A 25,413-nucleotide genomic window follows, 5' to 3' on the forward strand; every position below is an offset into this window, starting at 1 on the left:
CCTTCCCGCGTAGATAACGTTTTCCTAGGGTGTGGCGGGTCAGTGCCGATCAAAGGAGATCCGTATGCCTGCCGCACGCTCACCACAGTCGCCGGGGTCACCCGGTGCGCCGTCGACCGGGTCCGCGCGCCCGCCCGGCTTCCGCGGGCGCCGCTGGGCGGCCGTGACCGCGGCCGTCTCCCTGGCTGCGGCCGGTGCGCTGACCGCCGTGACGGCCACCGCTGCCAGCGCCGCGGAAGGGTGCTCCGTCGACTACGACATCGTCAACGAGTGGCAAGGCGGCCACCAGGCGAACGTGACCCTGACGAATCTGGGTGACCCCGTCTCCTCGTGGTCCGTGACGTGGGAGGCTCCGTCCGGCACGTCGATCGCTCAGGCGTGGAACGCGGAGGTGACCCAGAGCGGCTCGCAGGTCACCGCGAGCAACGTGTCCTGGAACGGGAGCCTCGGCACGGGCGGGTCGGCGAGCTTCGGGCTCGTCGGCGCGGGCCCGGCGTCGGCGCCCGGCACGTTCGCGGTGAACGGTGTCGCCTGCGACGGCGACACGGACCCCGGGCCCACCCCCGACCCGACCGACCCGGACCCGACGCCGACCGACCCCGACCCCACGCCGACCGACCCGGATCCGCTGCCCGGTGGCGAGTTCGACGGTGCGGACTGCGACGTCTCGGGCAGCGGCCCCGGTGCCGACTCCCGGCTGCCCGACCCGTTCCTGTCCATGGACGGGTCGCGGATCACGGAGAAGTCCGACTGGCGGTGCCGCCGGGCGGAGATCAAGAAGCTCGCCGAGGACACGATGTACGGAGCCAAGCCCGGCGCGCCCCAGAGCGTGACGGGGACGGTGTCGTCGTCGAACATCACGGTCAACGTGTCGGACCGGGGCCGCAGCACGAGCTTCTCCGCGAGCGTGCGGACGCCCGGTGGCAGCGGGCCGTTCCCCGCGGTCTTCGTGTACGGCGGCTTCGGCGGCGACACCGCCACGATCCTCGGCGAGGGCGTGGCCGTGATCAGCTACGACCCGCTGACCGTGGGCGCCGAGGGCACCTCGTACGGTTCGATGCGGGGCGCGTTCTACGACCTCTACGGGGCGAACAGCAGCACGGGCCTGCTCGCCGCCTGGGGCTGGGGCGTGAGCCGCATCATCGACGTGATCGAGGCCGACGGCGGAGCCCTCCTCGACCCCGACGCGTTCGGCGTGACCGGCTGCTCGCGCTACGGCAAGGGCGCTTTCGTGGCGGGCGCGTTCGACCAGCGCATCGACCTGACCATGCCGGTCGAGTCCGGCGCCGGCGGCGCGCCGATCATGCGCGGGCTCGCCCAGGAGGCGGGCGCGCAGTCGCCCAGCAGCGCCTACGGCGAGCAGCCGTGGCTCGGCCAGGCGTTCGGCGGCTATGCGAACAACCCGTCCGGCCTCCCGGTGGACACCCACGAGGTGATCGGGATGATCGCCCCGCGCGGCCTGCTCCTCATGGAGAACCCGCACATCGACTGGCTCGGGGCGGGGTCCGGCGCGACGTCCGCGCTCGCGGGCCGGGAGATCTACACGGCGCTCGGTGAGCGGGGGAACGTCTCCTACGTCTCCGACGTCTCGGACGGCAACCACTGCGCGCACCGTTCGGAGTGGGTCCAGCCGATGCGGCAGCACATCCAGGCGTCCCTGTTCGGCAACGGTACGGGCCCGGGCGACTTCCGGATCTCGTCGAGCCGGCCGGGCAACCTCGACCAGTGGCGCAGCTGGACGACGCCGTCCCTGAGCTGACCGGGCGCGCACTCCGGATCGGGCCGCTCGGCGGCGGCACGGCTGCAGGCGGGCCGCCGCCGACCGGCCCGGACCCGGCGCCCCACGGTGCGCCCTCCTGCGCCGTGCCCGCGGTTGCCCCGGGGCGCCGGTCGTGTGGGAATCCCTCATGTCCCGGCCGAACCGTCTTGCTAGCGTCCTGAACAAATAGCCGCCGGAGCACGCCGGCGGCCCGGACGCGGAAAGCTGAGGTGGTCGTCGTGAGATCCCGTCGTACCCCGCTCGTCGTCGCAGCCGTCGCCGCTGCGGCCCTGGCCACGGGCGCCGTCGTGGTCCCCGGGCTGACGGCCCCGGCGGCGGCCGCCGAGTGCGTGGCAGCGACCTGGACGGAGGGCACCAGCTACGCCGTCGGCGACGAGGTGACGTACCGGAGCCGCACCTACACCGCGCGCATCGCCCACACCGCCCACGCGGGAGCGGGCTGGAACCCGGCCGACACGCCGACGCTCTGGTCCGACGAGGGCGCATGCGACGCCGGCCCGGAGCCCACCCCCACCGAGCCCGACCCGGAGCCGTCCGATCCTGATCCGGAGCCGTCCGAGCCCGATCCGGAGCCCACGCCGAGCGACGGCGAGCCGGGTGCGGACTGTGCGGTGCAGCCGCGTCCGACCGGCAAGGTGCTGCAGGGCTACTGGGAGAACTGGGACGGTGCGTCGAACGGCGTGCACCCGGGCATGGGCTGGATCCCGATCGACGACCCACGCATCTCGGACCACGGGTACAACGTCACGATGCTCGCGTTCCCGGTCATCCTCCCGGACGGCACCGCGCTGTGGGAGGACGGCATGGACAGCGGCGTGGACGTGCCGAGCCCCGAGGAGATGTGCGCCGCGAAGGCCGACGGCACCCGCCAGCTGCTGTCGATCGGCGGGGCCACGGCCAGCATCGACCTGAGCAGCGCGACCGTGGCCGACCGGTTCGTCGAGACGATCGTGCCGATCCTGCAGGACAACAACTTCGACGGGATCGACATCGACATCGAGGCCGGGCTGACCGGCAGCGGCGACATCAACACGCCCTCGACGTCGCAGGCGAACCTGATCCGCATCATCGACGGCGTGCTCGCGCGGATGCCGGACGACTTCGGGCTCACGATGGCGCCCGAGACCGCCTACGTGACCGGCGGCAGCGTGACGTACGGCGGGATCTGGGGCGCCTACCTGCCCATCATCAAGAAGTACGCCGACAACGGCCGTCTCTGGTGGCTGAACATGCAGTACTACAACGGCGAGATGTACGACTGCGACGGCAACGGGTACGCGGCCGGGACGGTCGAGGGCTTCCGGGCGCAGACCGACTGCCTGGACGCGGGGCTCGAGATCCAGGGCACCACGATCCGGCTGCCGTACGACAAGCAGGTTCCCGGCCTCCCCGCCCAGCAGGGCGCGGGGGGCGGGTACATGGCTCCGTCCCTGGTCAGCGAGGCCTACGCGTCGTACGACGGCCAGCTCAAGGGCCTCATGACCTGGTCGGTCAACTGGGACGGTTCGAAGGGCTGGTCCTTCGGCGACACCGTGAAGGGGCTGCAGGGGCGCTGACCCCCCCGGGAGCTCCCTCAGCGGATCCCCAGCACGAACGGCAGGACCCTCGCGGCGCCGGCCTGGCGGAGCAGCCGGGCGGCGACAGTGAGGGTCCAGCCGGAGTCCGTGTAGTCGTCGACCAGCAGGACGGTGCGGCCCGGCAGTCCGCGCAGCGCGGGCTCGCCGAGCTGCGGCCGCAGGCGCCGGGCGACGCCCGCGAGCCGCATCGCCGAGTTCACGTCGTGCCGGCCGGGCTCCTCCTGGCCCTCGGCGGGGCCGACGGCGCCGATCATCGGCACCCCGAGGTACGCGGCCAGCCCGGTGGCCAGGTGGTACGACATCTGCGGCCACGTCGTCGACCGGATCCCGACCACGCCCTCGACACCGTCCCCCTCCCGCAGCGCGGGCCACTCGTCCAGCACGCGGGCGGCCGCGCGTCGCAGCGGCACCGGCAGCTCTCCGTCGGGGGCACCGGGAGCCAGCAGGTCCCGCAGCGGCCCCGACCAGCCGAGCCCGTCCAGGCGGGCGATGGCACGACCCGGCTCGGCCTGCTCCTCGGCGGGGATCTTGCCGCGCAGGTCCAGCCCGAGCGTCGCCAGCCCGCTGGGCCACATGCGCCGTGCGTCGATCGGCGCGCCCGGCCGGTCCATCTCGGCGCGCGCCTCCGTGATCGCCTCGGCGTCGGGCGGTTCGGGCAGGTCGACTCCGCCGCACCGGTCGCAGCGCCCGCACTCCCAGCCGTCGGTGAGGTCCGGGTCGTCGAGCTGGGCCCGCAGGTACGCCATCCGACAGGTCGGCGTGGCGACGTAGTCGACCATGGCCTGCTGCTCGGCGGCCCGCGTGGCGGCGACCCGGTCGTAGCGCGCACGGTCGTAGACCCAGTCACGGCCGGTCGACTCCCAGCCGCCCTTGACGCGGCGTACGGCGCCGTCGACGTCGAGCACCTTGAGCATGGTCTCCAGGCGGGACCGCTTGAGGTCGACATGGGTCTCCAGCGCAGCCGTCGACACGGGCGTCCCCGCCTGGCGCAGCGCCTCCAGCGTGGCGTGCACCTGCGGTTCCGCCGGGAAGGCCTGCGCGCCGAACCAGTCCCAGATCGCCTTGTCCTCGTGGCCGGGCAGCAGGACGACGACGGCCTCGTCCACACCGCGCCCGGCGCGGCCCACCTGCTGGTAGTACGCGATCGGCGACGACGGCGCCCCGAGGTGCACCACGAACGCCAGGTCCGGCTTGTCGAACCCCATGCCGAGGGCAGACGTGGCGACCAGGGCCTTGACGCGGTTCTCCTTGAGGTCCGCCTCCAGGTGCTCGCGCTGCGCCGGCTCGGTGCGTCCGGTGTACGCGGCCACGGCCAGGCCCGCCGCGCGCAGCTGGTCGGCGACCTGCTCCGCCGCCGACACCGTCAGGCAGTAGACGATGCCCGAACCGTCCACGTCCTGCAGCGTCTGCGCGAGCCACGCCACGCGCGTGGGCTGGTCGCCCAGCTCCAGCACGGCCAGGTGCAGCGACTCGCGGTCCAGTGCCCCGCGCAGCACGAGCACGTCCTCCCGTGGCCCGCCGGCGCCGCCCGCGCCGCCGGTCACGCCCAGCTGCTCGGCGACGTCGTCCGTGACGCGCTGGTTCGCGGTGGCCGTCGTGGCGAGCACCGGGATCCCGGCGGGCAGGTCCGCCAGGAGCGTGCGGATGCGCCGGTAGTCCGGCCGGAAGTCGTGGCCCCAGTCGGAGATGCAGTGCGCCTCGTCGATGACCACGAGCCCGGCGTCGGCGGCCAGCCGCGGCAGCACGTCGTCGCGGAACGCCGGGTTGTTCAGCCGCTCGGGCGAGCACAGCAGGACGTCCACCTCGCCCGCCGCGATGTCGGCGTGCACCTGGTCCCACTCGGTGACGTTCGAGGAGTTGATGGTGACCGCGCGGATCCCGGCCCGCTCCGCCGCGCCGACCTGGTCGCGCATGAGCGCGAGCAGCGGCGAGACGATGACGGTCGGCCCGGCCCCGCGGGCGCGCAGCAGCTTCGTCGCCACGAAGTACACGGCCGACTTGCCCCACCCCGTGCGCTGCACCACGAGGGCGCGACGGCGGAACGCGGCCAGCGCCTCGATCGCGCGCCACTGGTCCTCGCGCAGCGCGGCGTCGTCCCGGCCCACGAGCGCCCGCAGCGCCTCCTCGGCCTCGGCCCGCAGCTCGTCACCCGGAGCTGCGGCGACCGCCTCCTTGCGCGGCTCCGGCGAGGCGACCCCCTCCGGCTCGACGGGCGGTTCCTCGACGGGCGGTGCCGCACCGGCGGGCGCCTCGCGCGCGCCGGCCCCCGCGCTGTCGCCGGGCCCGTCCGTGCTGGTCGTCCTGCCTGAGGCGGCGGGGCCGCCCGGCGAGCCCGCGCTGCCCGCTTCGTCGAGCATCCCGCGCAGCATGTCCAGCCTGGCCGCCTGGGCCTCGGGCGTGTTCCGGGCCGAGGGCGGCAGCGCGGGGTCTCCGAGGTCGACGAGGAGCGCGTCGTCGTCCGGGGGCTCCTCCACGGCGAACGGCAGGTCTGCAAAGGGATCGTTGGTCACGCCGTCGATCGTAGAGGCGACCACCGACACGTGCGGGGTCCGGCCCGCGAGCCTGTGGACGAGCGGCGGGCTACGTCGTCCTCCGCTCGCGCCAGAGCGCCGCCGCCGAGCCGACGACCGCCATGATGTCCGCCATCGCGGAGACGACCTCCGCCACCCCGGCGAACTCGAACTGGGACAGCACGCCGAAGAACCCGACCGTCGCCGACAGGAGGTACGCGGTCAGCGTCAGCAGACCGAACCCGATCCCGCCCAGCAGCGGCAGCCAGTGGCGCCACACCAGGATCGCGCCGGCCAGGACCGCACCGCCCACGGCATTGAGCAGGAACATCGGGCCGACGATGTCGATGTCGCGATATCCCTGGAACCACAGGATGAGATGGACCACGGCGGACGTGAACACGCCCGCCGCGCCGAACCAGCGCCAGACGGCCGAGGTACCGGACCGGTCCTCGGGTATCACTGGCGCGTCGTGCGGAGATGGGGCCATGATCGACATGCTGCCGAAGACGGCGCCGCCACGCCAGGGTGACGCCCCGAAACGTTATCCCGGGACGCTCTCCGAACTGCGTCCCAACGGCCACGACCGACCCGAACCGACCTGAACGACGACGCCGGAGGCTTCGATGACACGCACCCGACCTGGCCTGGTGGCCACTGCCACGCCCGCGCTCCCCGAGACAGCGCCCGTCGCGACGCGACGCGAGATCCTGCGCGGAGCGGGCGTCGCGTCCGGGGTCCTCGTGGGCGGCACCGCCCTCGTCGCCTGCTCGGGAGGCGCGGACGAGCCGGCAGGAGAGGGCGACCCCGCGGGGGAGGACGGGGCCGGCCAGGGCGCGGGCGGCGTCGTGGTCGCGCTCGCGGACGTCCCTGTCGGCGGCGCCGTGGCCGCCACGATCGACGGCGAGGACGTCCTGGTCACCCAGCCCGTCGAGGGCGAGGTGCACGCGTTCAGCGCGATCTGCACCCACCAGGGCTGCACGGTCACGCCCGGGGACGGGGACCTCGCGTGTCCGTGCCACCAGTCGCACTACGCGCTCACCGACGCGGCGGTACTCTCGGGCCCCGCGCCCGAGCCGCTCCCCGAGGTGCCGGTCACCGTCGACGGTGACGACGTGGTCGTCTCGTCGTAGCGTCCCCGGACCGTCGGCACGGCGGGACTCTCCCGCCGTCCGGGGGCCGCCCGCAGGGCGGACTCCGGACGGCCGTGCCGGTCCCCTTCCGTAGACTGGCCCGGTGATCGCATCCAGCACCGAGACCCGCTCGGGCGAGCCCGCCGCGCCCGGCGAGCCCGCCCCGTTCAGCGGCCTGCCGATCCGGCCCGAGCTCGCGCACGAGCAGCCGTACGGCGCCCCGCAGCTCGACGTCCCGGTGCTGCTCAACGTCAACGAGAACCCCTACGCGCCGTCCGCGGACGTCGTGCGGACCATCTCCCGCGAGGTCGCCCGCGCGGCCCAGGGGCTGAACCGCTACCCGGACCGGGACCTCAGCGCCCTGCGACGCGACCTCGCCGACTATCTCGCGCTGGAGACCGGCGTCGGGATGGAGCCCTTCGCCGTCTGGGCGGCCAACGGCTCCAACGAGATCATGCTCCACCTGCTGCAGGCGTTCGGCGGGCCCGCCCGCACCGCGCTGTCCTTCGCACCCACCTACTCCATGTACCCGGAGTACGCCCGCGACACCCACACACGCTGGGTCACCGCCCGCCGCCAGGACGACTTCACCATCGACCCGGACCGGGCCGCCGCCGCGGTCGCCGAGCACCGCCCGTCCGTGATCCTGCTGGCCAGCCCCAACAACCCGACGGGCACCGCGCTGCCGCTGAGCACCGTGGAGGCGATCCTGGAGGCCGCGTCCGCCGTCGACCCGGTCACGCCCGCCGTCGTCGTCGTGGACGAGGCCTACGCCGAGTTCCGCCGCGCCGGCACGCCCAGCGCCGTCAGCCTCCTGGACCGCCACCCCAACCTCGCGGTCAGCCGCACCATGTCCAAGGCGTTCGCGCTCGCCGGAGCCCGGGTCGGCTACCTCGCCGCGCAGCCGGCCCTGGTGGACGCGCTGCGCGTCGTCCGCCTGCCGTACCACCTGTCGGCCGTCACGCAGGCGGTCGCGCGCGCGGCGCTCCAGCACCGCGGCACCCTCATGGCGCAGGTCGACGAGCTGCGCCGGGACCGGGACGACCTCGCCTCCTGGCTCCGCGAGCAGCGCACCCCGGACGGCACGCCGTTCGACGTCGCCGACTCCGACGCCAACTTCGTCCTGTTCGGTACCTTCACCGACCGCCACGCCGTCTGGCAGGGCCTGCTGGACCGCGGCGTCCTGATCCGCGAGACCGGCCCGGACGGCTGGCTGCGCGTGTCCGTCGGCACACCCGAGGAGAACGCCGCGTTCCGCGCAGCCCTCACCGACGTGACCACCACCCGCACGCACGTGACCGAGGAGACCGCATGACCCAGTCCGACGGCGCGGTGCCCGCGCGCACCGCCCGCGTCGAGCGCGCCACCTCCGAGTCCAAGGTCACCGTCGAGCTCGACCTCGACGGCACCGGACGGACCGACATCGCCACCGGCGTGCCCTTCTACGACCACATGCTCACCGCGCTCGGCAAGCACGCGCTGATCGACCTCACCGTGCACGCCGACGGCGACACGCACGTCGACGCGCACCACACCGTCGAGGACGTCGCGATCTGCCTCGGGCAGGCGCTGCGCCGGGCGCTCGGCGACAAGCAGGGCATCGCCCGGTACGGCGACGCCACGGTGCCCCTGGACGAGGCGCTCGCGCTCGCCGTCGTCGACGTGTCCGGACGCCCGTACCTCGTGCACGACGGCGAGCCCGCAGGCCAGGAGTACCACCTGATCGGCGGCCACTTCACCGGCAGCCTCACCCGCCACGTCCTCGAGTCGCTCGCGCACCACGCGCACCTCACCCTGCACGTGCGGGTGCTCGCCGGCCGCGACCCCCACCACATCGTCGAAGCCCAGTTCAAGGCCCTGGCGCGCGCCCTGCGCGCCGCCGTCGCCCGCGACCCTCGCGTCGAGGGCATCCCGTCCACGAAGGGTGCGCTGTAACGTCCATGACCGACACACCCCGCCCCGCAGGCGACCACGAGGGGGAGCCCGGTGAGAACCCGCCGGAGCTCCCCGACCTGCCGGAGATCCCCGACGACCTGAGCTCGCTCGGCGACCTGGACGTCGAGGTGCCTGACGACCTGTCCGAGCTGACCCGGCCGACCGAACCGGACATGGCCGTGCTCGTCACCCAGATCGCGGCCGCGGAGCCCCTCGCCGCCGCCGCGGCGCTCGCGGGCCTCGAGCTCGACGCCGTGCCGACAGAGGTCGGGGCGCTCGCGGTGCTGCGCGACCCCTCGGGAAGCCGGCCTGACGAGGCCGCGGCCGCCCTGTCCCAGATCGTGCGCGGGGTCCCGCTGGTGCAGGTGACCCGCAAGGGCGAACAGCTCACGTGCGTGCGCTGGGCCGACGGCGAGCGCGGGGACGAGATCTCCCCGGCGCTGCTGCTGGGCGGGGCACCGGAGCAGGTCGAGGACGTGCTGACCGGCTTCGCGAAGGTCGCGGACCTCGAGGGCGTCGTCTCCTCCGACTCGATCGGCAGGATGCGGGCGATGCGCATGCTCTCCTCCGCCGCGCGCAAGGCCCGCAGGGCGAGCCGCGGCAGGCCCGCCAAGAAGGACGACGACTGATGGGCGCGCGCGTCGTCGTCCTCGACTACGGCTTCGGCAACGTGCGGTCCGCCACGCGGGCGCTGGAACGGGTGGGCGCCGAGGTGACGCTCACCGCCGACCGGCAGGCCGCCCAGGACGCGGACGGCCTCGTGGTCCCCGGTGTCGGCGCGTTCGCCGCCTGCATGGCAGGGCTGAAGGAGGTGCGCGGCCACGAGGTGATCGGCCGCCGCGCCTCGGGCGGGCGGCCCGTGCTCGGCATCTGCGTCGGCATGCAGATCCTGTTCGACGCCGGCGTGGAGCACGGCGAGCGCACCGAGGGCATGGGGGAGTGGGCCGGGACCGTCGAGCGGCTCGACGCCCCCGTCGTGCCGCACATGGGCTGGGCGCGGGTCGAGGCCCCCGAAGGCTCCCGGCTGTTCGACGGCGTCGGGCACGAGCGCTTCTACTTCGTGCACTCGTACGCGGCGCAAACCTTCGTCCAGGGGCACGACGAGGCCGCCGACCCGCGCTTCCGCCCGCCCCTGGTCACCTGGGCGCACGCGGGCACGCCCGAGCACGGCACGCGGTTCGTCGCCGCCGTCGAGGACGGCCCGCTGGCCGCCACGCAGTTCCACCCCGAGAAGTCCGGGGACGCCGGCGCCGCGCTCCTGGAGAACTGGGTCCGCGGGCTCGGTTGAGCGCGCCGGGTGTCGGCGACCGGCACCCCGCGGCCGCCGTCGTCCATCAACGAGAAAGAGGAACACGATGACCGACCGACTGGTGCTGCTGCCTGCCGTGGACGTCGCGGACGGCCGGGCCGTCCGCCTCGTGCAGGGCGAGGCCGGCTCCGAGACCTCCTACGGCGACCCGCTGTCGGCGGCGCTGGACTGGCAGACCGGGGGAGCGGAGTGGATCCACCTGGTGGACCTCGACGCCGCCTTCGGGCGCGGCTCGAACGCGGAGCTGCTGGCCGACGTCGTCGGGCGGCTGGACGTGCAGGTCGAGCTGTCGGGCGGGATCCGCGACGACGTCTCCCTCGACCAGGCGCTCGCGACGGGTGCGCGCCGGGTCAACCTCGGTACGGCCGCGCTGGAGGACCCCGCGTGGACCGCGAAGGTGATCGCGGAGCACGGCGACCGGGTCGCGGTCGGGCTGGACGTGCGCGGAACGACGCTCGCCGCGCGCGGCTGGACGCGCGACGGCGGCGACCTGTACGAGGTGCTCGCCCGCCTCGACGAGGCGGGCTGTGCGCGCTACGTCGTGACCGACGTGACGAAGGACGGCACGCTGCGCGGCCCGAACCTGGACCTGCTCGCCGAGGTGGCGGAGCGCACGCCGGCACAGGTCGTGGCCTCGGGCGGGATCTCGTCGCTGGACGACCTGAGCGCGCTGCGGACCCTGCGGACCCCGGGCGGGAAGGCGATCGAGGGCGCGGTGGTGGGCAAGGCGCTGTACGCGCGCGCTTTCACCCTCCCCGAGGCGCTCGACGTGGCGGGCCGGCCATGACCGCCGGCGACGACACGGGTACCGGCGGGCGCTCGATCCAGCCCACCAGCCAGTTCGCCGGCGACGACGGCACCACCGACGAGGAGCTGGCCGGCCTCCTGGCAGGCTACTCCACCGGCGTGGTGCCGCTGGCCGACGTCGTGGCCCGGCTCGTGAGCACGCGCGTGCTCGTGCCGGTGCTGGCCGAGCTCGCCGTGGGCGAGGACGTGACGGGCACGGACGGGCAGACGCTGCAGGTGGACAAGGAGGCGTCGTCGGGCGTGGTGGCGCTCCAGGCACCGGACGGCCGGCGGGCGCTGCCGGTGTTCACGTCGGTCGCCGCGATGTCCGCGTGGCGCGCCGACGCCCGCCCGGTGCCGGTCGAGGCCCCGCGCGCGGCGCTGTCCGCGGTGAACGAGGACTGGTCGCTGCTCGTCGTCGACCCTGCCGGGCCGGTGACCGTGCAGGTGCCCCGGCCCGCCGTGTGGGCGATGGCCCAGGGGGAGCGCTGGCGTCCCGCGCTCGAGTCCACGCAGGACGGGCTCGTCGTGGAGCGCGAGGTCGCCGAGGCGGTGACGGTGGCCGCGGCGCCGGTGCAGCACGTGGTGCGGGCGCACGCCGAGCCGGGCCGCAAGGCGGAGGTCGCCGTGGTGCTCGCCCTCGACCCCGGCCTCGACCGGGCCGGGCTGGACGCGGTGCTGGGGCAGGTCAACGCCCGGCTCGGCGCGTCCGACGTGATCTCGGGGCGCGTGGACTCGCTCGAGCTGCGCATCGGCGCGGCGCGGTAGCTCACCCGCAGGCGGTGACGGCGTCGAACTCCGCGGCGTCGGCCAGCATGTCCCGCACCGTCGAGATCGGGACGAGCAGGCTGTCGTCGTCGGCCGTCTTGGCGTAGACGACGCCGATCACCCGTCCCTGGCTGTCCAGGGCGGCGGATCCGGAGGATCCTGGTTCGACCTTGGCATCCGTGACGAGGACCTCGCCGAGGTTGGCGTTCAGCGGGTCCCGCGTCGAGCCGATCACGCGGCCCGAGGAGATGGTCAGCTCCCCGCCCTCCGGGTAGCCGACGATCGTCACGTCGTCGCCCTGCCCGGGGTCGTCCGTGGCGAGCTCGGGGTACGAGGGCAGGGCGTCGCGGGTGCGGACGATCGCGAGGTCCGCCAGCCCGGCGGCGGTGGCGGCCGTGCCGACGTCGATGTCGCGGCCGTCGTAGGTGCTCACCTGGAGGTTGTCACTGTTGGTGACCACGTGCTCGTTCGTGATGAGCGTGTGCTCGTCGATCGCGAAGCCCGACCCGGTCGACAGCTCCTCGCAGCCCACGTTGCGCACCCGCACGGCCATGCGCTGCACCGCGTCGAACCCGTCCGGCGAGAGCGAGTCGCTGCCCGCCGCGGGTTCGAGGCCCGCCGCCCGCGACGGCACGATGTCCTCCGGCACGGGCTCGGGCAGCGGCGGCAGCACGCCGCAGCCCGCGGAGACGACCGCGACCAGGGCGGCGACCACGACGCCCCGGACGCCCGCAGCACTCACGACTCGAGCTCCTCTTGCAGGGACGTGTTGGCGTCGCTGGCCTTCGCGCACAGGGCGCCCACCTGGTCCTGGAATCGGCTCAGGTCGGCGGCGTCGTAGGCGCCGGCGTCCTCGAGGTAGCCGATGAGCTGTTCCTGCGCGTCCACGCACTGGCCGAGGGAGACGGCCACCTTCGCGGCCGCCTCGCTGACCCGGGCCTGGTAGTCGAGGTGCTGCCGCGACGCCACGTTCTCGTCGCCGAGCTGCGCCTTCTCGTTCGCCAGCTCGCTGATCCGGCCCGTCGCGGCGGCGAGCTGGTCGCGCGCGGAGGACAGCTCCGCGTTCGCGCCGTCGAGCTGCTGGTTCAGCGTCGCGACGTCGGCGCCGTACCGCAGCGCCTCTCCCTTCCACTCCTCCGCGTTGCGCTGCCACTGCGTGGTGGTCACCCAGAGGTAGGCGGCCAGCACGACGGCCAGCACGAGCGCCACCGTGAGCCACGCGAGGCCCGTGCGGTGCGTCTTTCCGGCGGCCGCGGACGCCCCGGGTGCCGCGGGCGGCGGGGGTGGCGGAGGCACGGGGGCGGGCGTCGGCGGGGCGGGCGGTGTGCTCATGGTCCTACCTCGGTCGCGGGCTGGTCAGACGACGGAGCCGGTGTACTTCTCGCCGGGCCCTTCCCCGGGCGCGTCCGGGACCACCGAGGCCTCGCGGAACGCCAGCTGGAGCGAGCGCAGCCCGTCGCGCAGCGATCGGGCGTGCTGGTTGCCGATGTCGGGGGCCGACGCCGTGACGAGGGCGGCCAGCGCGGTGATGAGCTTGCGGGCCTCGTCGAGGTCCAGGTGCTCGCTCGTCTCGTCGCCCTCGGCGAGCCCGCACTTCACGGCGGCGGCGCTCATCAGGTGGACCGCGGCGGTGGTGATGACCTCGACCGCGGCGACGTCGGCGATGTCGCGGGTCGCGTCGTCGGCGGAGTGCTCGCTCGTGCTGCTCATGGCCCCATCCTTCCATCCGGGAGGCAGTAGCCTCACCACAGCGGTGCCGCGACAGACACGCAGCGGCGCGGTGGCAGACGGCAGCGCCACGGCGACGGCGCCGCCCGCGACGGGGAAGGACACTGGTGCACGACGACGTCTCGCTCACGACCGGCCGGGCGCGGCGCGTGCTGGCCGAGCGCATCCGGCCCGCGACCCACGGCGCCGCCGTCCCGCTGACGGTCACGGCCTGCGAGCTGAGGGACGACGACGGCGCCGTCGCGGAGCCCGTCCCGCCCGCCGTCGGCCTCCGGCTGGACCTGGAGCCGTACGAGGTCGGGACCCCGTGGGGCGCCGCCTGGGGCACCACCTGGTTCCGGCTGCGCGGCACGGTCCCGCCCGGCTGGGCCGGCAGCCCGGTGGAGGCGGTCGTCGACCTCGGGTTCGACCCCCACCTGACGGGCTTCCAGTGCGAAGGGCTGGTGTACCGGCCCGACGGCGCGCCCGCGAAGTCCCTCAACCCGCGCAACCAGTACGTGCCGGTCACCGACTGCGCCACGGGCGGCGAGGAGGTCGACCTGTTCGTCGAGGCGGCGTCCAACCCGCTGCTGCTGGACTATCACCCGTTCCTGCCGACGCGGGAGGGTGACGTGACGACCTCCTCGGACCGGAGGCTGTACACGACCCGGCGCATGGACCTGGCCGTGCTCCACCCCGAGGTGCTCGAGCTGTCCCTCGACGTCGAGGTGCTGCTGGAGCTGCAGGCCGAGCTGCCCGCCGGACCGCGCCGCGCCCGGATCCTCCAGGCGCTCGACGACGCGCTCGACGTCCTGGACCTGCAGCACGTCGCGGAGACCGCGGCAGCCGCCCGCGCGGCGCTGGCCCCGGCGCTCGCCGCGCCCGCCGAGGCCAGCGCGCACGTGCTCAGCGCGGTGGGCCACGCCCACATCGACTCGGCGTGGCTGTGGCCGGTGCGCGAGACGATCCGGAAGGTCGCCCGGACGGCGTCTTCCATGACCGACCTGATCGACCGGACCGACGACTTCCGGTACGGCATGTCGTCGGCGCAGCAGTACGCCTGGCTCCAGGAGCACCGGCCCGAGGTGTGGGCGCGGGTCAGGGACGCCGTGGCGGCGGGCCGGTTCCTGCCGCTGGGCGGGATGTGGGTCGAGTCGGACACGGTCATGCCCACGGGCGAGGCGCTCGTGCGGCAGTTCTCCCAGGGGCAGCGGTTCTTCGAGCGCGAGCTCGGCACGCGGAGCGCGGGGGTGTGGCTGCCGGACTCGTTCGGCTACAGCCCCGCGCTGCCGCAGCTCGTGCGCCGCGCGGGGTTCGACTGGTTCTTCACGCAGAAGATCTCCTGGAACCAGGTCAACGTGTTCCCGCACCACACCTTCTGGTGGGAGGGCATCGACGCGTCCCGCGTGCTGACGCACTTCCCGCCGATGGACACGTACACCTCGCGCCTGTCGGGCGAGGAGGTGGCCAGGGCGAGCCGGCAGTTCCGCGACGCGCGCCGGGCGTCCGGCTCGGTCGCTCCCGTGGGCTGGGGGGACGGGGGCGGCGGGACCACCCGCGAGATGATCGGCGTCGCCCGCCGCCTGGCCGACCTGGAGGGGTCGGCGCGGGTCCGCTGGGAGCACCCGGACGACTTCTTCCGCCGGGCGCACGACGAGGTCGCGCGCGACCCCGACGCCCCGGTGTGGGTGGGCGAGCTCTACCTCGAGCTGCACCGTGCCACCCTCACCAGCCAGCACGGGACCAAGCAGGGCAACCGGCGCAGCGAGCGGCTCCTGCTGGAGGCCGAGACGTGGGCGACGACGGCGGCGCTGCGCGCCGGCCCCGGCGCCCCGTACGACTACCCGTACGACGAGCTCGACGCGCTGTGGCAGGAGACCCTCCTGCTGCAGTTCCACGACATCCTGCCCGGCACCTCGATCGCGTGGGTGCACCGTGAGGCGGTGGCGCAGCACGCGCGCATCGCCGAACGCGCGGGCGCGGTGATCGACGGAGCCCTGCGGGCGCTGGTCGAGCCCGGCGAACGGCGGGTGCGCGTGAACCCGGCGGCGTTCACGCGCGACGACGTGCCCGCCCACGGCGGGGCGGTGCTGCCCGGCGACGGCGCGGCCCCGGCCCCGGGCGCGGTGACCCTCACGGCCGGCGGCGGCTGGACGCTGGCCAACGACCTGGTCCGGATCCGGGTCGACCGCGACGGGCACGTGACCTCCGCGGTCGACCTGGCCACGGCCCGCGACGCGGTCGCCCCGGGCAGGGTCGCCAACCTCCTGCAGCTCCACCAGGACTTCCCGAACGCGTGGGACGCGTGGGATGTGGACCGGTTCTACCGGCGCTCCGTCACCGACCTGACGACGGCCGACGCCGTCGTCCCGCTCGCCGTCCACGCCCTCCCGGCGGGCGCCGCCGGGCTGGAGGTCCGCCGCTCGTTCGGTGCGTCCTCGGCCGTCCAGCACCTCACCCTGATGCCGGGCAGCCGGACGCTCGAGGTCGCCATGACGACCGACTGGCGCGAGACGGAGAAGCTCCTCAAGGTCGCCTTCCCGCTCGACGTGCGCGCCGACACCTGCGCGGCGGAGACGCAGTTCGGCTTCCACCGGCGTCCCACGCACACGAACACCTCGTGGGAGGCGGCGAGGTTCGAGGTGTCGATGCACCGCTGGGTGCTCGCGGACGAGCCGGGCTGGGGCGTCGCGCTCGTGAACGACTCCGTCTACGGCCACGACGTCATCCGCGACGTCGCCGAGGGGGACGGCGGCGCGCGGGTCACCACGACGGTGCGGCTGTCGCTGCTGCGGGCGCCGCGCTTCCCGGACCCGGCCACGGACCAGGGCACCCAGACCCACCGGTACGGCCTCGTGATCGGCGCGGACCCGCTGGTCGCCACCCGCGAGGGCGAGCTGATGAACGCGCCGGCCCGTGTGGTGCACGGCGCCGGCGGGTTCGACCCGCTCGTGACGTCCTCGCGGGAAGGGGTCGTGGTCACGGCGGTCAAGCTTGCCGACGACCGCTCCGGCGACCTGGTCGTGCGGGTGCACGAGGCGCTGGGCAGGCGGGCGTCGGCGAGCGTGACGGTGCGGGCCGCGGTGGGCGGGCCGCGCGCGGTGAGCCTGCTGGAGGAGGACGCCGACGCCGTGGTCACGGGTGCGGCGCGGACGCGGCCGAGCGCGGCGGGGGACGCGCCCGGGACCGTCGTCGGCCTCGACCTGAACCCGTTCGAGGTGCGCACGCTGCGCTTCCCACGACGGTAGCCCGCTCGGCGGAGGCTCCGCGCCGCACGTCACACGCCGGCCGGGTGGGAGAGCCAGCGCCGCGCATGTTAATCTTGTCGCTGACCGACCCGGAGACTCGCGCTCCGGGTGCTCAAGCGGATTCCATCCCACCCGAGTCGCGACCGTGCGCCACGCGCCGACAGTGTCCGGGTTCCGGTCGGGTCGTGCCGCTCGTGAATCGTGCGGAGGACCCTACCTACGGTGGCCTCCTCCTTGTGCTCAGGGCGGGGGCCCTTCTCGTTCCTGATGGTCTACCTGCAACTCCCTAGGAGCATCACCATCAGCGAGCCTCGCATCAACGACCGGATCCGTGTTCCCGAGGTCCGGCTCATCGGCCCGGGCGGGGAACAGGTCGGCGTAGTTGCCACGGCAGTCGCCCTGAAGCTTGCCCAGGACGCTGACCTCGACCTCGTCGAGGTCGCCCCGAACAGCCGGCCGCCCGTCGCCAAGCTCATGGACTTCGGCAAGTTCAAGTACGAGTCCGACATGAAGGCGCGTGAGGCGCGGCGGAACCAGACGAACACGATCCTCAAGGAGATCCGTTTCCGTCTGAAGATCGACCCGCACGACTACGCCACCAAGAAGGGCCACGTCGAGCGCTTCCTCTCGGCTGGCGACAAGGTCAAGGTCATGATCATGTTCCGCGGCCGCGAGCAGTCGCGCCCCGAGATGGGCCGGCGCCTGCTGGAGCGTCTCGCGGACGACGTCGTCGAGCTCGGCTTCGTCGAGTCCATGCCGAAGCAGGACGGCCGCAACATGACGATGGTGATCGGCCCGGTCAAGAAGAAGGCCGAGGCGGCCAAGGTCGAGCGACCCGCCAAGGTGCGCGGTCACGAGAAGCTGAGCAAGTCCCAGGCGCGCCGTGCGGCGGAAGCCGCCGAGGCTGCGGACTCGGTCGAGCCGTCCGAGTCCGCCGACGAGCCCACCGGGACGGCACCGGCGAAGGTCGCGGCCGCGTCCGAGAGGCCGGCGGCCACGTCGGCACCCGCTGCCGCCGCCCCGGCGCCGGACACCACGACGCAGGCCCCGGAGCCGGCCAAGGCCCCCGAGCCGGCCAAGGCGCCGGAGCCGAGCAAGGCGCCGGAGCCGAGCAAGGCCCCCGCGACGGCGAAGCCGGAGACCGCACCCAGGTCGGCGCCCGAGCCGAAGCCTGAGACGGCGCCGAGGCCCGCGGCCGCGAAGCCTGCCACGGCCAAGCCCGCGGCCGCCAAGCCCGCGGCGGCACCCAAGCCTGCCGCGAAGCCCGCGGCGGCGCCCAAGCCTGCCGCGCCGAAGGCGGCCCCGAAGCCGCGCGCGCCGCGCAAGGGCTGAGGGACAACCAACAGACCACACCGACACCGGGACCGCTCCATCGGGCCCGGTACGCAGTGCCGGGCCCGATCCTGGCCGACATGAGGAGAGACGGCAGTCATGCCGAAGAACAAGACGCACTCCGGTGCCAAGAAGCGGTTCCGGATCACCGGCAGCGGCAAGCTCATGCGGGAGCAGGCGAACCGCCGCCACCTGCTGGAGCACAAGTCGACCAAGCGCACCCGTCGTCTCGCGCAGGACCAGCCGGTCGCGCAGGCCGACGTCAAGCAGATCAAGAGGCTGCTCGGCAAGTGATCCACCTGGCGCCGCCACAGCGGCGTCGCAGAACCACTTCCAAGCCCGAAGAACACCAAGGAGCATCACGTGGCACGCGTGAAGCGGGCGGTCAACGCCCAGAAGAAGCGTCGTACGACCCTCGAGCGGGCCAGCGGTTACCGCGGCCAGCGCTCGCGCCTCTACCGTAAGGCGAAGGAGCAGGTCACCCACTCGCTGGTCTACAGCTACCGCGACCGCAAGGCGCGCAAGGGTGACTTCCGCAAGCTGTGGATCCAGCGCATCAACGCTGCCTCCCGCGCGCAGGGTCTCACCTACAACCGCCTCATCCAGGGGCTGAAGATCGCCGGTGTCGAGGTCGACCGCCGCATGCTCGCCGAGCTCGCGGTGAACGACGTGGCCGCGTTCAACGCGCTCGTCAAGGTCGCGAAGGACGCCCTCCCGGCGGACGTCAACGCCCCGGCTGCGGCCTGAGGTTGACGAAGAACCACCCGGACGCCCGGACGGCGCCCCCCACGCTCGACGTGACCCTCGCGAACCCGCGAGCGGATCGGGTCAGGCAGGTGCGGGCACTGTCCGGGCGTTCGGCGCGTGTCCGGCGCGGCCTGTTCCTGGTGGAGGGCCCGCAGGGAGTGCGCGAGGCGGTGCGCTGGGCGACCGACGGCACCGTGCGGGACGTCTACCTGACGCCGGCCGCCGTGGGGCGCTACCCGGAGATCGTGGATGCGGCGCGGGACGACGCCGCCGGCCGCGCGGCCCGCACCGGGACGACCACCGGCACGCTCCGCGTCCACGTCGCGACGAGCGAGGTGCTGAACGCGATGAGCCCGGACGCGCAGGGCGTGCTGGCGGTGCTGCGCACGCAGGCCCCCGACCCGGGCGCCGCGCTGACGGGCGCGAGGCTGGTCGCGGTGCTCTCGAACGTCCGTGACCCCGGCAACGCCGGGACGGTGATCCGCGCCGCCGACGCCGCGGGGGCCGACGCCGTCGTCCTGGCGGGCGACAGCGTGGACGTGCACAACCCGAAGGTGGTCCGCTCGACGGCGGGCTCGCTGTTCCACCTGCCCGTCCTGACGGGGCTGTCGCCGGCCGACGTCGTGGCGCGCGTGCGGGACCTGGGCTGCCAGGTCCTCGCGGCCGACGGCGCGGGCGAGCTCGACCTCGACGACCTGCAGGACGCCGCCGGGCGAGGCGGCCGGCCCGGGGCGCACGCCCCGGAGCGAGACCCGGCGGGTGCCGCGTCGCGGGACGGCGCGCCGGACTTGGACCTGGCGGCTCCGACCGCCTGGCTGTTCGGGAACGAGGCGTGGGGCCTGCCGGAGGCCGACCGCGCGCTGGCGGACGCCGTCGTCCGCGTCCCCATCCGGGGCAGGGCGGAGTCCCTGAACCTGGCCACGGCGGCGACGCTGTGCCTGTACGCCAGCTCGCGCGCGCAGCGCTGAGGCCGGGCACCGCTCCTGCGGTTCCCCTCGCCCGGCGGAGGTGACGTCCCCCGCACGTCGCGGGAAATTTCCGGTGAGCCCGACGTCGTGCACGCCTAGAATCGTCCGGTGCGGTTGTTCACGGCGGTCTTTCCGCCCGAGGGTGTCCTTGACCATCTCGATCTCGCCGTCCAGGGCGTGACCAGCACGGGCGCGACCCCACGCTGGGTGCCGCGCGAGAACCGGCACATCACGCTGGCGTTCTACGCGGACGTGCCGGAGGGCGCCGTGGAGGACCTGTGCGAGGAGGTCGCCGCCGTCGCCGGCAAGCACGGCTCCTTCGACCTGCGCCTGCGCGGCGCCGGGTCGTTCGGCAGCCGGGTGCTGTGGATCGGGGTCGACGGCGAGGTGGGGCACCTGCGGGACCTCGCCGCCGACTGCCTGGGCGCGTCCCCGCGCGAGGTCCCCGACGACGTCAAGCCGCACCGCCCGCACCTCACCGTGGCGCGGACCCGTGCCGGTCAGGTGCGGCCGCCGCGCGGCCGGGACCGCTGGGGCAGGCGCGGCCGTGACGGGGCCGGCGGCGGACGGGATCCGTTCGCCGCCGCGCGGTCGGCGCTGGAGCCGGCCGCGCACGCGCTGTCGGTGTACGCCGGGCCGCCCTGGACGGTGGAGTCGTTCGCGCTGGTGGAGTCCCGGCCGGGCGAGGGGGCGCACGGCGGGCCGGGGTACACGGTGCTGGAACGGTTCGAGCTGCGGGGCTGACCTCGTGCCCGCGCGAAAAAGTGTGCCAAGCGCGCAGCGTCGGATACCGGGGTGACGGACGTGGCGGCGGTGTGCCAGGATGGCCGGCATGCAGGGGCGTGATCACCGATTTACCAGGCCCGTCACGGGCCTGGTCGAGCGCGCCTCTCGCGCGCGCTGATCCTCGCGCTGCTCCTCCCTGTGGATGGAGCGCCCCGGGCCCTGGCGGGCATCTAGACTGCACATGCCGTGCGCGGCGCTCACCCGGACCGGGTCGGTGCCCGCGGCTCCCGACCCCGCCAGGAAGGCAAGCATGTCCACGCCCGACGTTCAGGCCGCCGTCGACCCGCTCGACGAGGCCGCGCTCGACGCGGCCGTCGAGCAGGCCCTCGCCGAGATCGCGAAGGCCGCAGACCTCGACGAGCTCAAGGCTGTCCGCACCACCCACACCGGAGACCGCAGCGCGCTCGCGCTCGCGAACCGCGCCATCGGGGCGCTGCCCGGCCCTGACAAGGCGAAGGCGGGCAAGCTGATCGGCCCGCGCCGCGGCCGCGTCAACAAGGCCGTCGCCGCCCGGCAGGCAGAGCTCGAGACCGAGCGCGACGAGCGCGTGCTCGTGGAGGAGGCGGTCGACGTCACCCTCCCGGCCGCCCGCGCCACCGTCGGCTCCCGGCACCCGATCGAGCTGATCCAGGAGCGCATCGCCGACTTCTTCACCGGCCTCGGCTGGGAGATCGCCGACGGGCCCGAGGTCGAGTCCGAGTGGTTCAACTTCGACGCGCTGAACTTCGGCCCGGACCACCCGGCCCGCCAGATGCAGGACACGTTCTACGTCCGTGGCACGGAGACCGCCGGTGCCGGCGGGGCGTCGTCCTCCGGCGAGCCGTCGAACCTCGTGCTGCGGACGCACACCTCGCCCGTGCAGGCCCACACGATGCTCGAGCGCGGAGTGCCGCTGTACATCGCCTGCCCCGGCAAGGTGTTCCGTACCGACGCGCTCGACCAGACGCACACGCCGGTGTTCCACCAGGTGGAGGGGCTCGCGGTGGACAGGGGGCTGACGATGGCGAACCTCGTGGGCACGCTCGACGCGTTCGCGCGCGCCATGTTCGGCCCGGAGGCCAGGACCCGCCTGCGCCCGAGCTTCTTCCCGTTCACCGAGCCGAGCGCCGAGATGGACCTGTGGTTCCCGCAGAAGAAGGGCGGCGCGGGCTGGATCGAGTGGGGCGGCTGCGGCATGGTCAACCCCGACGTGCTCCGCTCGGCCGGGATCGACCCGGAGGAGTACTCCGGGTTCGCCTTCGGCATGGGCATCGAGCGCACGCTCATGCTGCGCCACGGCATCGCTGACATGCACGACATCGTGGAGGGCGACGTCCGCTTCTCCACCCAGTTCGGGACGGAGATCTGACGTGCCTCGCATCGTGAAGGACTGGCTCGCCGACCACGTCGAGCTGCCCGCCGGCCTCACCGCCGAGCAGCTCGCCGAGGCCCTGGTGCAGGTCGGCCTGGAGGAAGAGGAGATCCACCCCGCGGCCGTCACCGGCCCGCTGGTGGTGGGCAAGGTGCTCGAGCAGCACCCGGAGCCCCAGAAGAACGGCAAGACGATCAACTGGTGCCAGGTCGACGTCGGCCCGCACAACCTCGAGGACGACGCCGGCAAGCCCACCGTTCCGCGCGGCATCGTCTGCGGTGCGCACAACTTCGGCCCCGGGGACCTGGTGGTCGTCTCGCTGCCCGGCACCACGTTGCCCGGCGGGTTCGAGATCGCCGCGCGCAAGACGTACGGCCACGTGTCCGACGGCATGATCTGCTCCCCGGCCGAGCTCGGCCTCGGCGGGGACGCGGGCGGCATCATCGTGCTGCCGCGCGACCGGGGCTTCGCCGAGGCGGACCTGGCCCCCGGCCAGGACGCGGTCGCGCTGCTCGGCCTCGGCGACGAGGTGCTCGAGATCAACGTCACCCCGGACCGCGGGTACGCGTTCAGCTACCGCGGTGTGGCGCGTGAGTACGCGCACTCGACGGGCGCGGCGTTCACGGACCGCGGTGCGCTCTCGGGCGCGGAGCCGGCCGCCACGCCGGACGGTTTCGAGGTGCGCCTGGACGACGCTGCCCCGATCGACGGCCGGGCCGGCTGCGACCGGTTCGTGACGCGCGTCGTGCGCGGGATCGACCCCGCCGCCCCGTCTCCGGAGTGGATGCGGAGCCGGCTGGAGAGCTCCGGGATGCGTTCCATCTCCCTCGCCGTGGACGTCACGAACTACGTGATGCTCGACCTCGGGCAGCCGCTGCACGCCTACGACCTCGCGCGGGTCGCCGCGCCGATCGTGGTGCGCCGCGCAGGGCCGGGGGAGAAGCTCACCACCCTGGACGACGTCGAGCGCTCCCTGGACGCCGAGGACCTGCTCATCACCGACTCGCCCGGAGGTGCCGTCGCGTCCCGCGTGCTCGGGCTCGCCGGGGTCATGGGCGGCGAGTCGACCGAGGTCAGCGCCGCGACGACCGACGTCCTCGTGGAGGCTGCGCACTTCGACCCGATCACGGTGGCACGCACCTCACGCCGCCACAAGCTCCCGAGCGAGGCCGCCAAGCGGTTCGAGCGCGGCGTCGACCCGCTGCTGCCCGCGGTCGCGGCCCAGCGCGTCGTGGAGCTGCTGGTCGAGCACGGCGGCGGCACCGCCGACCCGGCCGTGGGTGACGCCGGTGTCGTTGCCGGTGCGCGGACCCCGGTCGTGCTGCGGGCCACCGAGCCGACGCGGCTGTCGGGCGTCGGGTACACGCCCGAGCAGGTGCGCTCGACCCTCGAGGAGGTCGGCTGCACGGTGACCCTGACGGACGCGGAGGCCGGGTCCGCGGAGACCTTCGCCGTCACGCCGCCGTCCTGGCGTCCCGACCTGACCGGCCCGGCCGACCTGGTCGAGGAGGTCGTGCGTATCCGCGGGTACGACGCGATCCCGTCGGTGCTGCCCGCCGCGCCCGGCGGGCGCGGCCTGACCGCCGAGCAGCGCACCCGCCGCACCGTCGCGCGTGCGCTGGCCGAGACCGGGTTCGTGGAGGTGCTCAGCTACCCGTTCGTCGGAGCGGCCGACCACGACGCCCTCGGCCTGCCCGCCGACGACGCACGGCGCACCTCGGTCCGGCTCGCGAACCCGCTGGCCGAAGACCGCCCCTACCTGCGGACCAACCTCCTGGTCACGTTGCTGGAGACGGTGCGCCGCAACGTGTCGCGCGGCCTGTCGGACCTGGCGGTGTTCGAGACCGGGCTCGTGACGCGCCCGGCGCCCGGCGCTCCGGCGGCCCCCGTCCTGCCGGGTGGCGCGCGCCCTTCGGACGCCGACCTGGACGCGCTCGCCGCCGCGACGCCCGACCAGCCGCGCCGGATCGCGGGCGTTCTCACGGGCAACCGTGAGGCCCCGGGCTGGTGGGGCACGGGCCGTCCCGCAGACTGGGCCGACGCGCTCGGCGCGGCACGCCTGGTCGCCGCGCGGGCGGGCGTCGAGGTGACGGTCACGGCGGACACGGAGCACATGCCATGGCACCCGGGCCGCTGCGCGCGGCTCGAGGCCACCGGCCCCGCCGGGCGGACCCGGCTGGTCGGCCACGCCGGCGAGCTGCACCCCAAGGTCGTCGAGGCGTTCGGGCTGCCCGCCCGGGCGGTGGCCTTCGAGGTCGACCTGTCGGCGCTCGTCGCCGCGGCCCCCGGCGAACCGGTGACCGCGACCCCCGTCTCCGCGTTCCCGGCCGCCAAGGAGGACTTCGCCTTCGTGGTCGACGCCGGCACGCCCGCCGCGGAAGTCCGCGAGGCGATCGTCACCGGCGGGGGGCACCTGCTGGAGGACGTCAGCCTGTTCGACGTCTTCACCGGCGAGCAGCTCGGCCAGGGCAAGAAGTCGCTCGCCTACGCGGTGCGGCTGCGCGCGGCGGACCGCACGCTGTCCGCCGACGAGGTGCGCGGCGTGCGTGAGTCGATCGTCGCCGCCGCGGAGCGGACCGGGGCGGCCCTGCGTGCCTGACCGGAGCAGCGGGAACGGTGCCGTCCCGCCGGCGCGGACCGCCCTCGTCACGGGCGCGTCGCGGGGCATCGGCCGCGAGATCGCGCTCGGGCTGGCGCGCGCGGGGCTCGACGTGGCCCTGCTCGCGCGGGACGAGCGCCGCCTGGCCGAGGTCGCGGAACACATCCGCGACCTCGGCCGGGCCGCCGTCGTCGTCCGGGCCGACGTCACCTCGCAGGACGACGTGCGCGACGCCGTCGCGCACATCGAGGCACCGGCCGCCGACGGCGGCCTGGGGTCCGTCGACCTGCTGGTGAACAACGCCGGCCGGCTCGAGTCCGAGGCACCGGTGTGGGAGGCCGACCCCGACGACTGGTGGGCCACCTTCGAAGCCAACGTGCGCGGGGTCTTCCTGCTGAACCGCTACGTCGTGCCCGGGATGCTCGCGCGTGGCGGCGGCCGCGTCGTCGACCTCGCCTCCGGCGCGAGCACGCACGAGAGCCCGCTCGGGCACTCGGCCTACAACGCCAGCAAGACGGCCCTCGTCCGCCTGGGCGCCGCCCTGCACGCCGAGGGCTTCGACCGCGGGCTGCGCGTCGTCGAGCTCGCGCCCGGCACGGTGAGGACCGAGATGTCGACGGCCCTGGCGATCCACGCGGACCGCACCGACTGGACGCCGCCCTCGCGCGTCACGGACCTCGTCGACGCGATCGCGGCCGGGGACCTGGACGCCTGCTCGGGCTGGCTCGTCCGCGCCACGCACGACACGCCCGCGTCGCTCCGTGCGCTCGCCGCCGCGGAGCATCACGGGGTGCCCGACACGGCCCGTCGCCGGCTGCGCGTCGTCCCCGCCGGGCCGCAGGACCCGCTGAGCGACCTGCTCACCGGCCGCTGACCC

Annotated in this window: 23 protein-coding genes; 18 read left to right on the forward strand and 5 right to left on the reverse strand. The window is 74.4% G+C overall.

The window, feature by feature from the left end:
• The first annotated feature begins 64 nt into the window (after nt 1-64).
• Nucleotides 65-1,759, forward strand: a complete 1,695-nt coding sequence (locus tag ACYU96_RS08880) for a cellulose-binding domain-containing protein (RefSeq protein WP_460751786.1) — start codon at nt 65-67, stop codon at nt 1,757-1,759.
• 239 nt (nt 1,760-1,998) lie between these two features.
• On the forward strand, nt 1,999-3,336 hold the full coding sequence (locus ACYU96_RS08885; RefSeq protein WP_460751789.1) for a carbohydrate-binding protein: 1,338 nt from the start codon (nt 1,999-2,001) through the stop codon (nt 3,334-3,336).
• A 17-nt stretch (nt 3,337-3,353) separates the two neighbouring features.
• On the opposite strand, the gene ACYU96_RS08890 is transcribed toward ACYU96_RS08885, so the two are convergent.
• A complete protein-coding gene (locus tag ACYU96_RS08890) occupies nt 3,354-5,867 on the reverse strand; it encodes a RecQ family ATP-dependent DNA helicase (RefSeq protein ID WP_460751792.1) in 2,514 nt (837 codons plus the stop codon).
• 70 nt (nt 5,868-5,937) lie between these two features.
• Nucleotides 5,938-6,357 carry a hypothetical protein gene (locus tag ACYU96_RS08895; RefSeq protein ID WP_460751794.1) on the reverse strand — a complete coding sequence of 140 codons (420 nt, stop codon included), beginning with the start codon at nt 6,355-6,357 and terminating at the stop codon, nt 5,938-5,940.
• 136 nt (nt 6,358-6,493) lie between these two features.
• On the opposite strand from ACYU96_RS08895, the gene ACYU96_RS08900 reads away from it, so the two are divergent.
• The 7 genes from ACYU96_RS08900 to ACYU96_RS08930 all read left to right on the forward strand — a co-directional run bounded on the left by ACYU96_RS08900 (nt 6,494) and on the right by ACYU96_RS08930 (nt 11,798).
• Nucleotides 6,494-7,000, forward strand: coding sequence for a Rieske (2Fe-2S) protein (locus tag ACYU96_RS08900; RefSeq protein ID WP_460751797.1), 507 nt, complete (start codon nt 6,494-6,496; stop codon nt 6,998-7,000).
• Between the two features lie 175 nt (nt 7,001-7,175).
• Nucleotides 7,176-8,315, forward strand: a complete 1,140-nt coding sequence (locus ACYU96_RS08905; protein ID WP_460751978.1) for a histidinol-phosphate transaminase — start codon at nt 7,176-7,178, stop codon at nt 8,313-8,315.
• A complete protein-coding gene (gene hisB, locus ACYU96_RS08910; RefSeq protein WP_460751799.1) occupies nt 8,312-8,935 on the forward strand; it encodes an imidazoleglycerol-phosphate dehydratase HisB in 624 nt (207 codons plus the stop codon). Before ACYU96_RS08905 ends, hisB begins: the two co-directional genes overlap by 4 nt.
• Before the next feature lie 5 nt (nt 8,936-8,940).
• Nucleotides 8,941-9,564 (forward strand): hypothetical protein, encoded by a 624-nt coding sequence (locus tag ACYU96_RS08915; RefSeq protein ID WP_460751802.1) that lies wholly within the window; start codon nt 8,941-8,943, stop codon nt 9,562-9,564.
• Nucleotides 9,564-10,223: an imidazole glycerol phosphate synthase subunit HisH gene (gene hisH / locus ACYU96_RS08920; RefSeq protein ID WP_460751805.1), complete on the forward strand. Its 660-nt coding sequence runs from the start codon at nt 9,564-9,566 to the stop codon at nt 10,221-10,223. Before ACYU96_RS08915 ends, hisH begins: the two co-directional genes overlap by 1 nt.
• A 67-nt stretch (nt 10,224-10,290) precedes the next feature.
• Entirely contained in the window at nt 10,291-11,031 is a 741-nt protein-coding gene (priA, locus tag ACYU96_RS08925; RefSeq protein ID WP_460751807.1) for a bifunctional 1-(5-phosphoribosyl)-5-((5-phosphoribosylamino)methylideneamino)imidazole-4-carboxamide isomerase/phosphoribosylanthranilate isomerase PriA, read from the forward strand.
• Nucleotides 11,028-11,798 (forward strand): SseB family protein, encoded by a 771-nt coding sequence (locus tag ACYU96_RS08930; protein ID WP_460751808.1) that lies wholly within the window; start codon nt 11,028-11,030, stop codon nt 11,796-11,798. Before priA ends, ACYU96_RS08930 begins: the two co-directional genes overlap by 4 nt.
• Before the next feature lies 1 nt (nt 11,799).
• On the opposite strand, the gene ACYU96_RS08935 is transcribed toward ACYU96_RS08930, so the two are convergent.
• From ACYU96_RS08935 to ACYU96_RS08945, 3 genes are read right to left on the reverse strand one after another with little or no spacing between them, the layout of a single operon-like run.
• Nucleotides 11,800-12,540 carry a S1 family peptidase gene (locus tag ACYU96_RS08935; RefSeq protein ID WP_460751811.1) on the reverse strand — a complete coding sequence of 247 codons (741 nt, stop codon included), beginning with the start codon at nt 12,538-12,540 and terminating at the stop codon, nt 11,800-11,802.
• Entirely contained in the window at nt 12,537-13,130 is a 594-nt protein-coding gene (locus ACYU96_RS08940) for a hypothetical protein (protein WP_460751814.1), read from the reverse strand. The genes ACYU96_RS08935 and ACYU96_RS08940 overlap by 4 nt, the downstream gene beginning before the upstream one ends.
• Before the next feature lie 24 nt (nt 13,131-13,154).
• Nucleotides 13,155-13,508, reverse strand: a complete 354-nt coding sequence (locus tag ACYU96_RS08945; protein WP_460751817.1) for a DUF1844 domain-containing protein — start codon at nt 13,506-13,508, stop codon at nt 13,155-13,157.
• Between the two features lie 125 nt (nt 13,509-13,633).
• Here ACYU96_RS08945 and ACYU96_RS08950 point away from each other — a divergent pair, with 125 nt between their 5' ends.
• The 9 genes from ACYU96_RS08950 (at nt 13,634) to ACYU96_RS08990 (ending at nt 25,410) form a co-directional block, all read left to right on the forward strand.
• A complete protein-coding gene (locus ACYU96_RS08950) occupies nt 13,634-16,753 on the forward strand; it encodes an alpha-mannosidase (protein ID WP_460751819.1) in 3,120 nt (1,039 codons plus the stop codon).
• 222 nt (nt 16,754-16,975) lie between these two features.
• Nucleotides 16,976-18,085, forward strand: a complete 1,110-nt coding sequence (infC, locus tag ACYU96_RS08955) for a translation initiation factor IF-3 (RefSeq protein ID WP_460751822.1) — start codon at nt 16,976-16,978, stop codon at nt 18,083-18,085.
• A 99-nt stretch (nt 18,086-18,184) separates the two neighbouring features.
• A complete protein-coding gene (gene rpmI, locus ACYU96_RS08960; RefSeq protein ID WP_460751824.1) occupies nt 18,185-18,379 on the forward strand; it encodes a 50S ribosomal protein L35 in 195 nt (64 codons plus the stop codon).
• Nucleotides 18,380-18,448: 69 nt separating this feature from the next.
• Nucleotides 18,449-18,832 carry a 50S ribosomal protein L20 gene (gene rplT, locus ACYU96_RS08965; RefSeq protein ID WP_460751827.1) on the forward strand — a complete coding sequence of 128 codons (384 nt, stop codon included), beginning with the start codon at nt 18,449-18,451 and terminating at the stop codon, nt 18,830-18,832.
• A gap of 89 nt (nt 18,833-18,921) precedes the next feature.
• Nucleotides 18,922-19,800, forward strand: coding sequence for a TrmH family RNA methyltransferase (locus tag ACYU96_RS08970; protein WP_460751829.1), 879 nt, complete (start codon nt 18,922-18,924; stop codon nt 19,798-19,800).
• Nucleotides 19,801-19,908: 108 nt separating this feature from the next.
• On the forward strand, nt 19,909-20,544 hold the full coding sequence (thpR, locus tag ACYU96_RS08975) for an RNA 2',3'-cyclic phosphodiesterase (RefSeq protein ID WP_460751832.1): 636 nt from the start codon (nt 19,909-19,911) through the stop codon (nt 20,542-20,544).
• Nucleotides 20,545-20,836: 292 nt separating this feature from the next.
• On the forward strand, nt 20,837-21,934 hold the full coding sequence (pheS, locus tag ACYU96_RS08980) for a phenylalanine--tRNA ligase subunit alpha (protein WP_460751833.1): 1,098 nt from the start codon (nt 20,837-20,839) through the stop codon (nt 21,932-21,934).
• A 1-nt stretch (nt 21,935) separates the two neighbouring features.
• On the forward strand, nt 21,936-24,536 hold the full coding sequence (gene pheT / locus ACYU96_RS08985) for a phenylalanine--tRNA ligase subunit beta (protein ID WP_460751836.1): 2,601 nt from the start codon (nt 21,936-21,938) through the stop codon (nt 24,534-24,536).
• On the forward strand, nt 24,529-25,410 hold the full coding sequence (locus ACYU96_RS08990; RefSeq protein ID WP_460751839.1) for an SDR family NAD(P)-dependent oxidoreductase: 882 nt from the start codon (nt 24,529-24,531) through the stop codon (nt 25,408-25,410). Before pheT ends, ACYU96_RS08990 begins: the two co-directional genes overlap by 8 nt.
• Nucleotides 25,411-25,413 lie beyond the last annotated feature (3 nt).

The organism is Myceligenerans cantabricum, assembly GCF_054777735.1.

Bases quoted from the DNA above. Each gene is read 5' to 3' on its own strand.
- ACYU96_RS08895 (WP_460751794.1), bottom strand. From the start codon at position 6,357: ATGGCCCCATCTCCGCACGACGCGCCAGTGATACCCGAGGACCGGTCC.
- ACYU96_RS08880 (WP_460751786.1), top strand. From the start codon at position 65: ATGCCTGCCGCACGCTCACCACAGTCGCCGGGGTCACCCGGTGCGCCG.
- hisB (WP_460751799.1), top strand. From the start codon at position 8,312: ATGACCCAGTCCGACGGCGCGGTGCCCGCGCGCACCGCCCGCGTCGAG.
- pheS (WP_460751833.1), top strand. From the start codon at position 20,837: ATGTCCACGCCCGACGTTCAGGCCGCCGTCGACCCGCTCGACGAGGCC.
- hisH (WP_460751805.1), top strand. From the start codon at position 9,564: ATGGGCGCGCGCGTCGTCGTCCTCGACTACGGCTTCGGCAACGTGCGG.
- ACYU96_RS08915 (WP_460751802.1), top strand. From the start codon at position 8,941: ATGACCGACACACCCCGCCCCGCAGGCGACCACGAGGGGGAGCCCGGT.
- ACYU96_RS08945 (WP_460751817.1), bottom strand. From the start codon at position 13,508: ATGAGCAGCACGAGCGAGCACTCCGCCGACGACGCGACCCGCGACATC.
- priA (WP_460751807.1), top strand. From the start codon at position 10,291: ATGACCGACCGACTGGTGCTGCTGCCTGCCGTGGACGTCGCGGACGGC.
- ACYU96_RS08940 (WP_460751814.1), bottom strand. From the start codon at position 13,130: ATGAGCACACCGCCCGCCCCGCCGACGCCCGCCCCCGTGCCTCCGCCA.
- ACYU96_RS08930 (WP_460751808.1), top strand. From the start codon at position 11,028: ATGACCGCCGGCGACGACACGGGTACCGGCGGGCGCTCGATCCAGCCC.
- rpmI (WP_460751824.1), top strand. From the start codon at position 18,185: ATGCCGAAGAACAAGACGCACTCCGGTGCCAAGAAGCGGTTCCGGATC.
- ACYU96_RS08900 (WP_460751797.1), top strand. From the start codon at position 6,494: ATGACACGCACCCGACCTGGCCTGGTGGCCACTGCCACGCCCGCGCTC.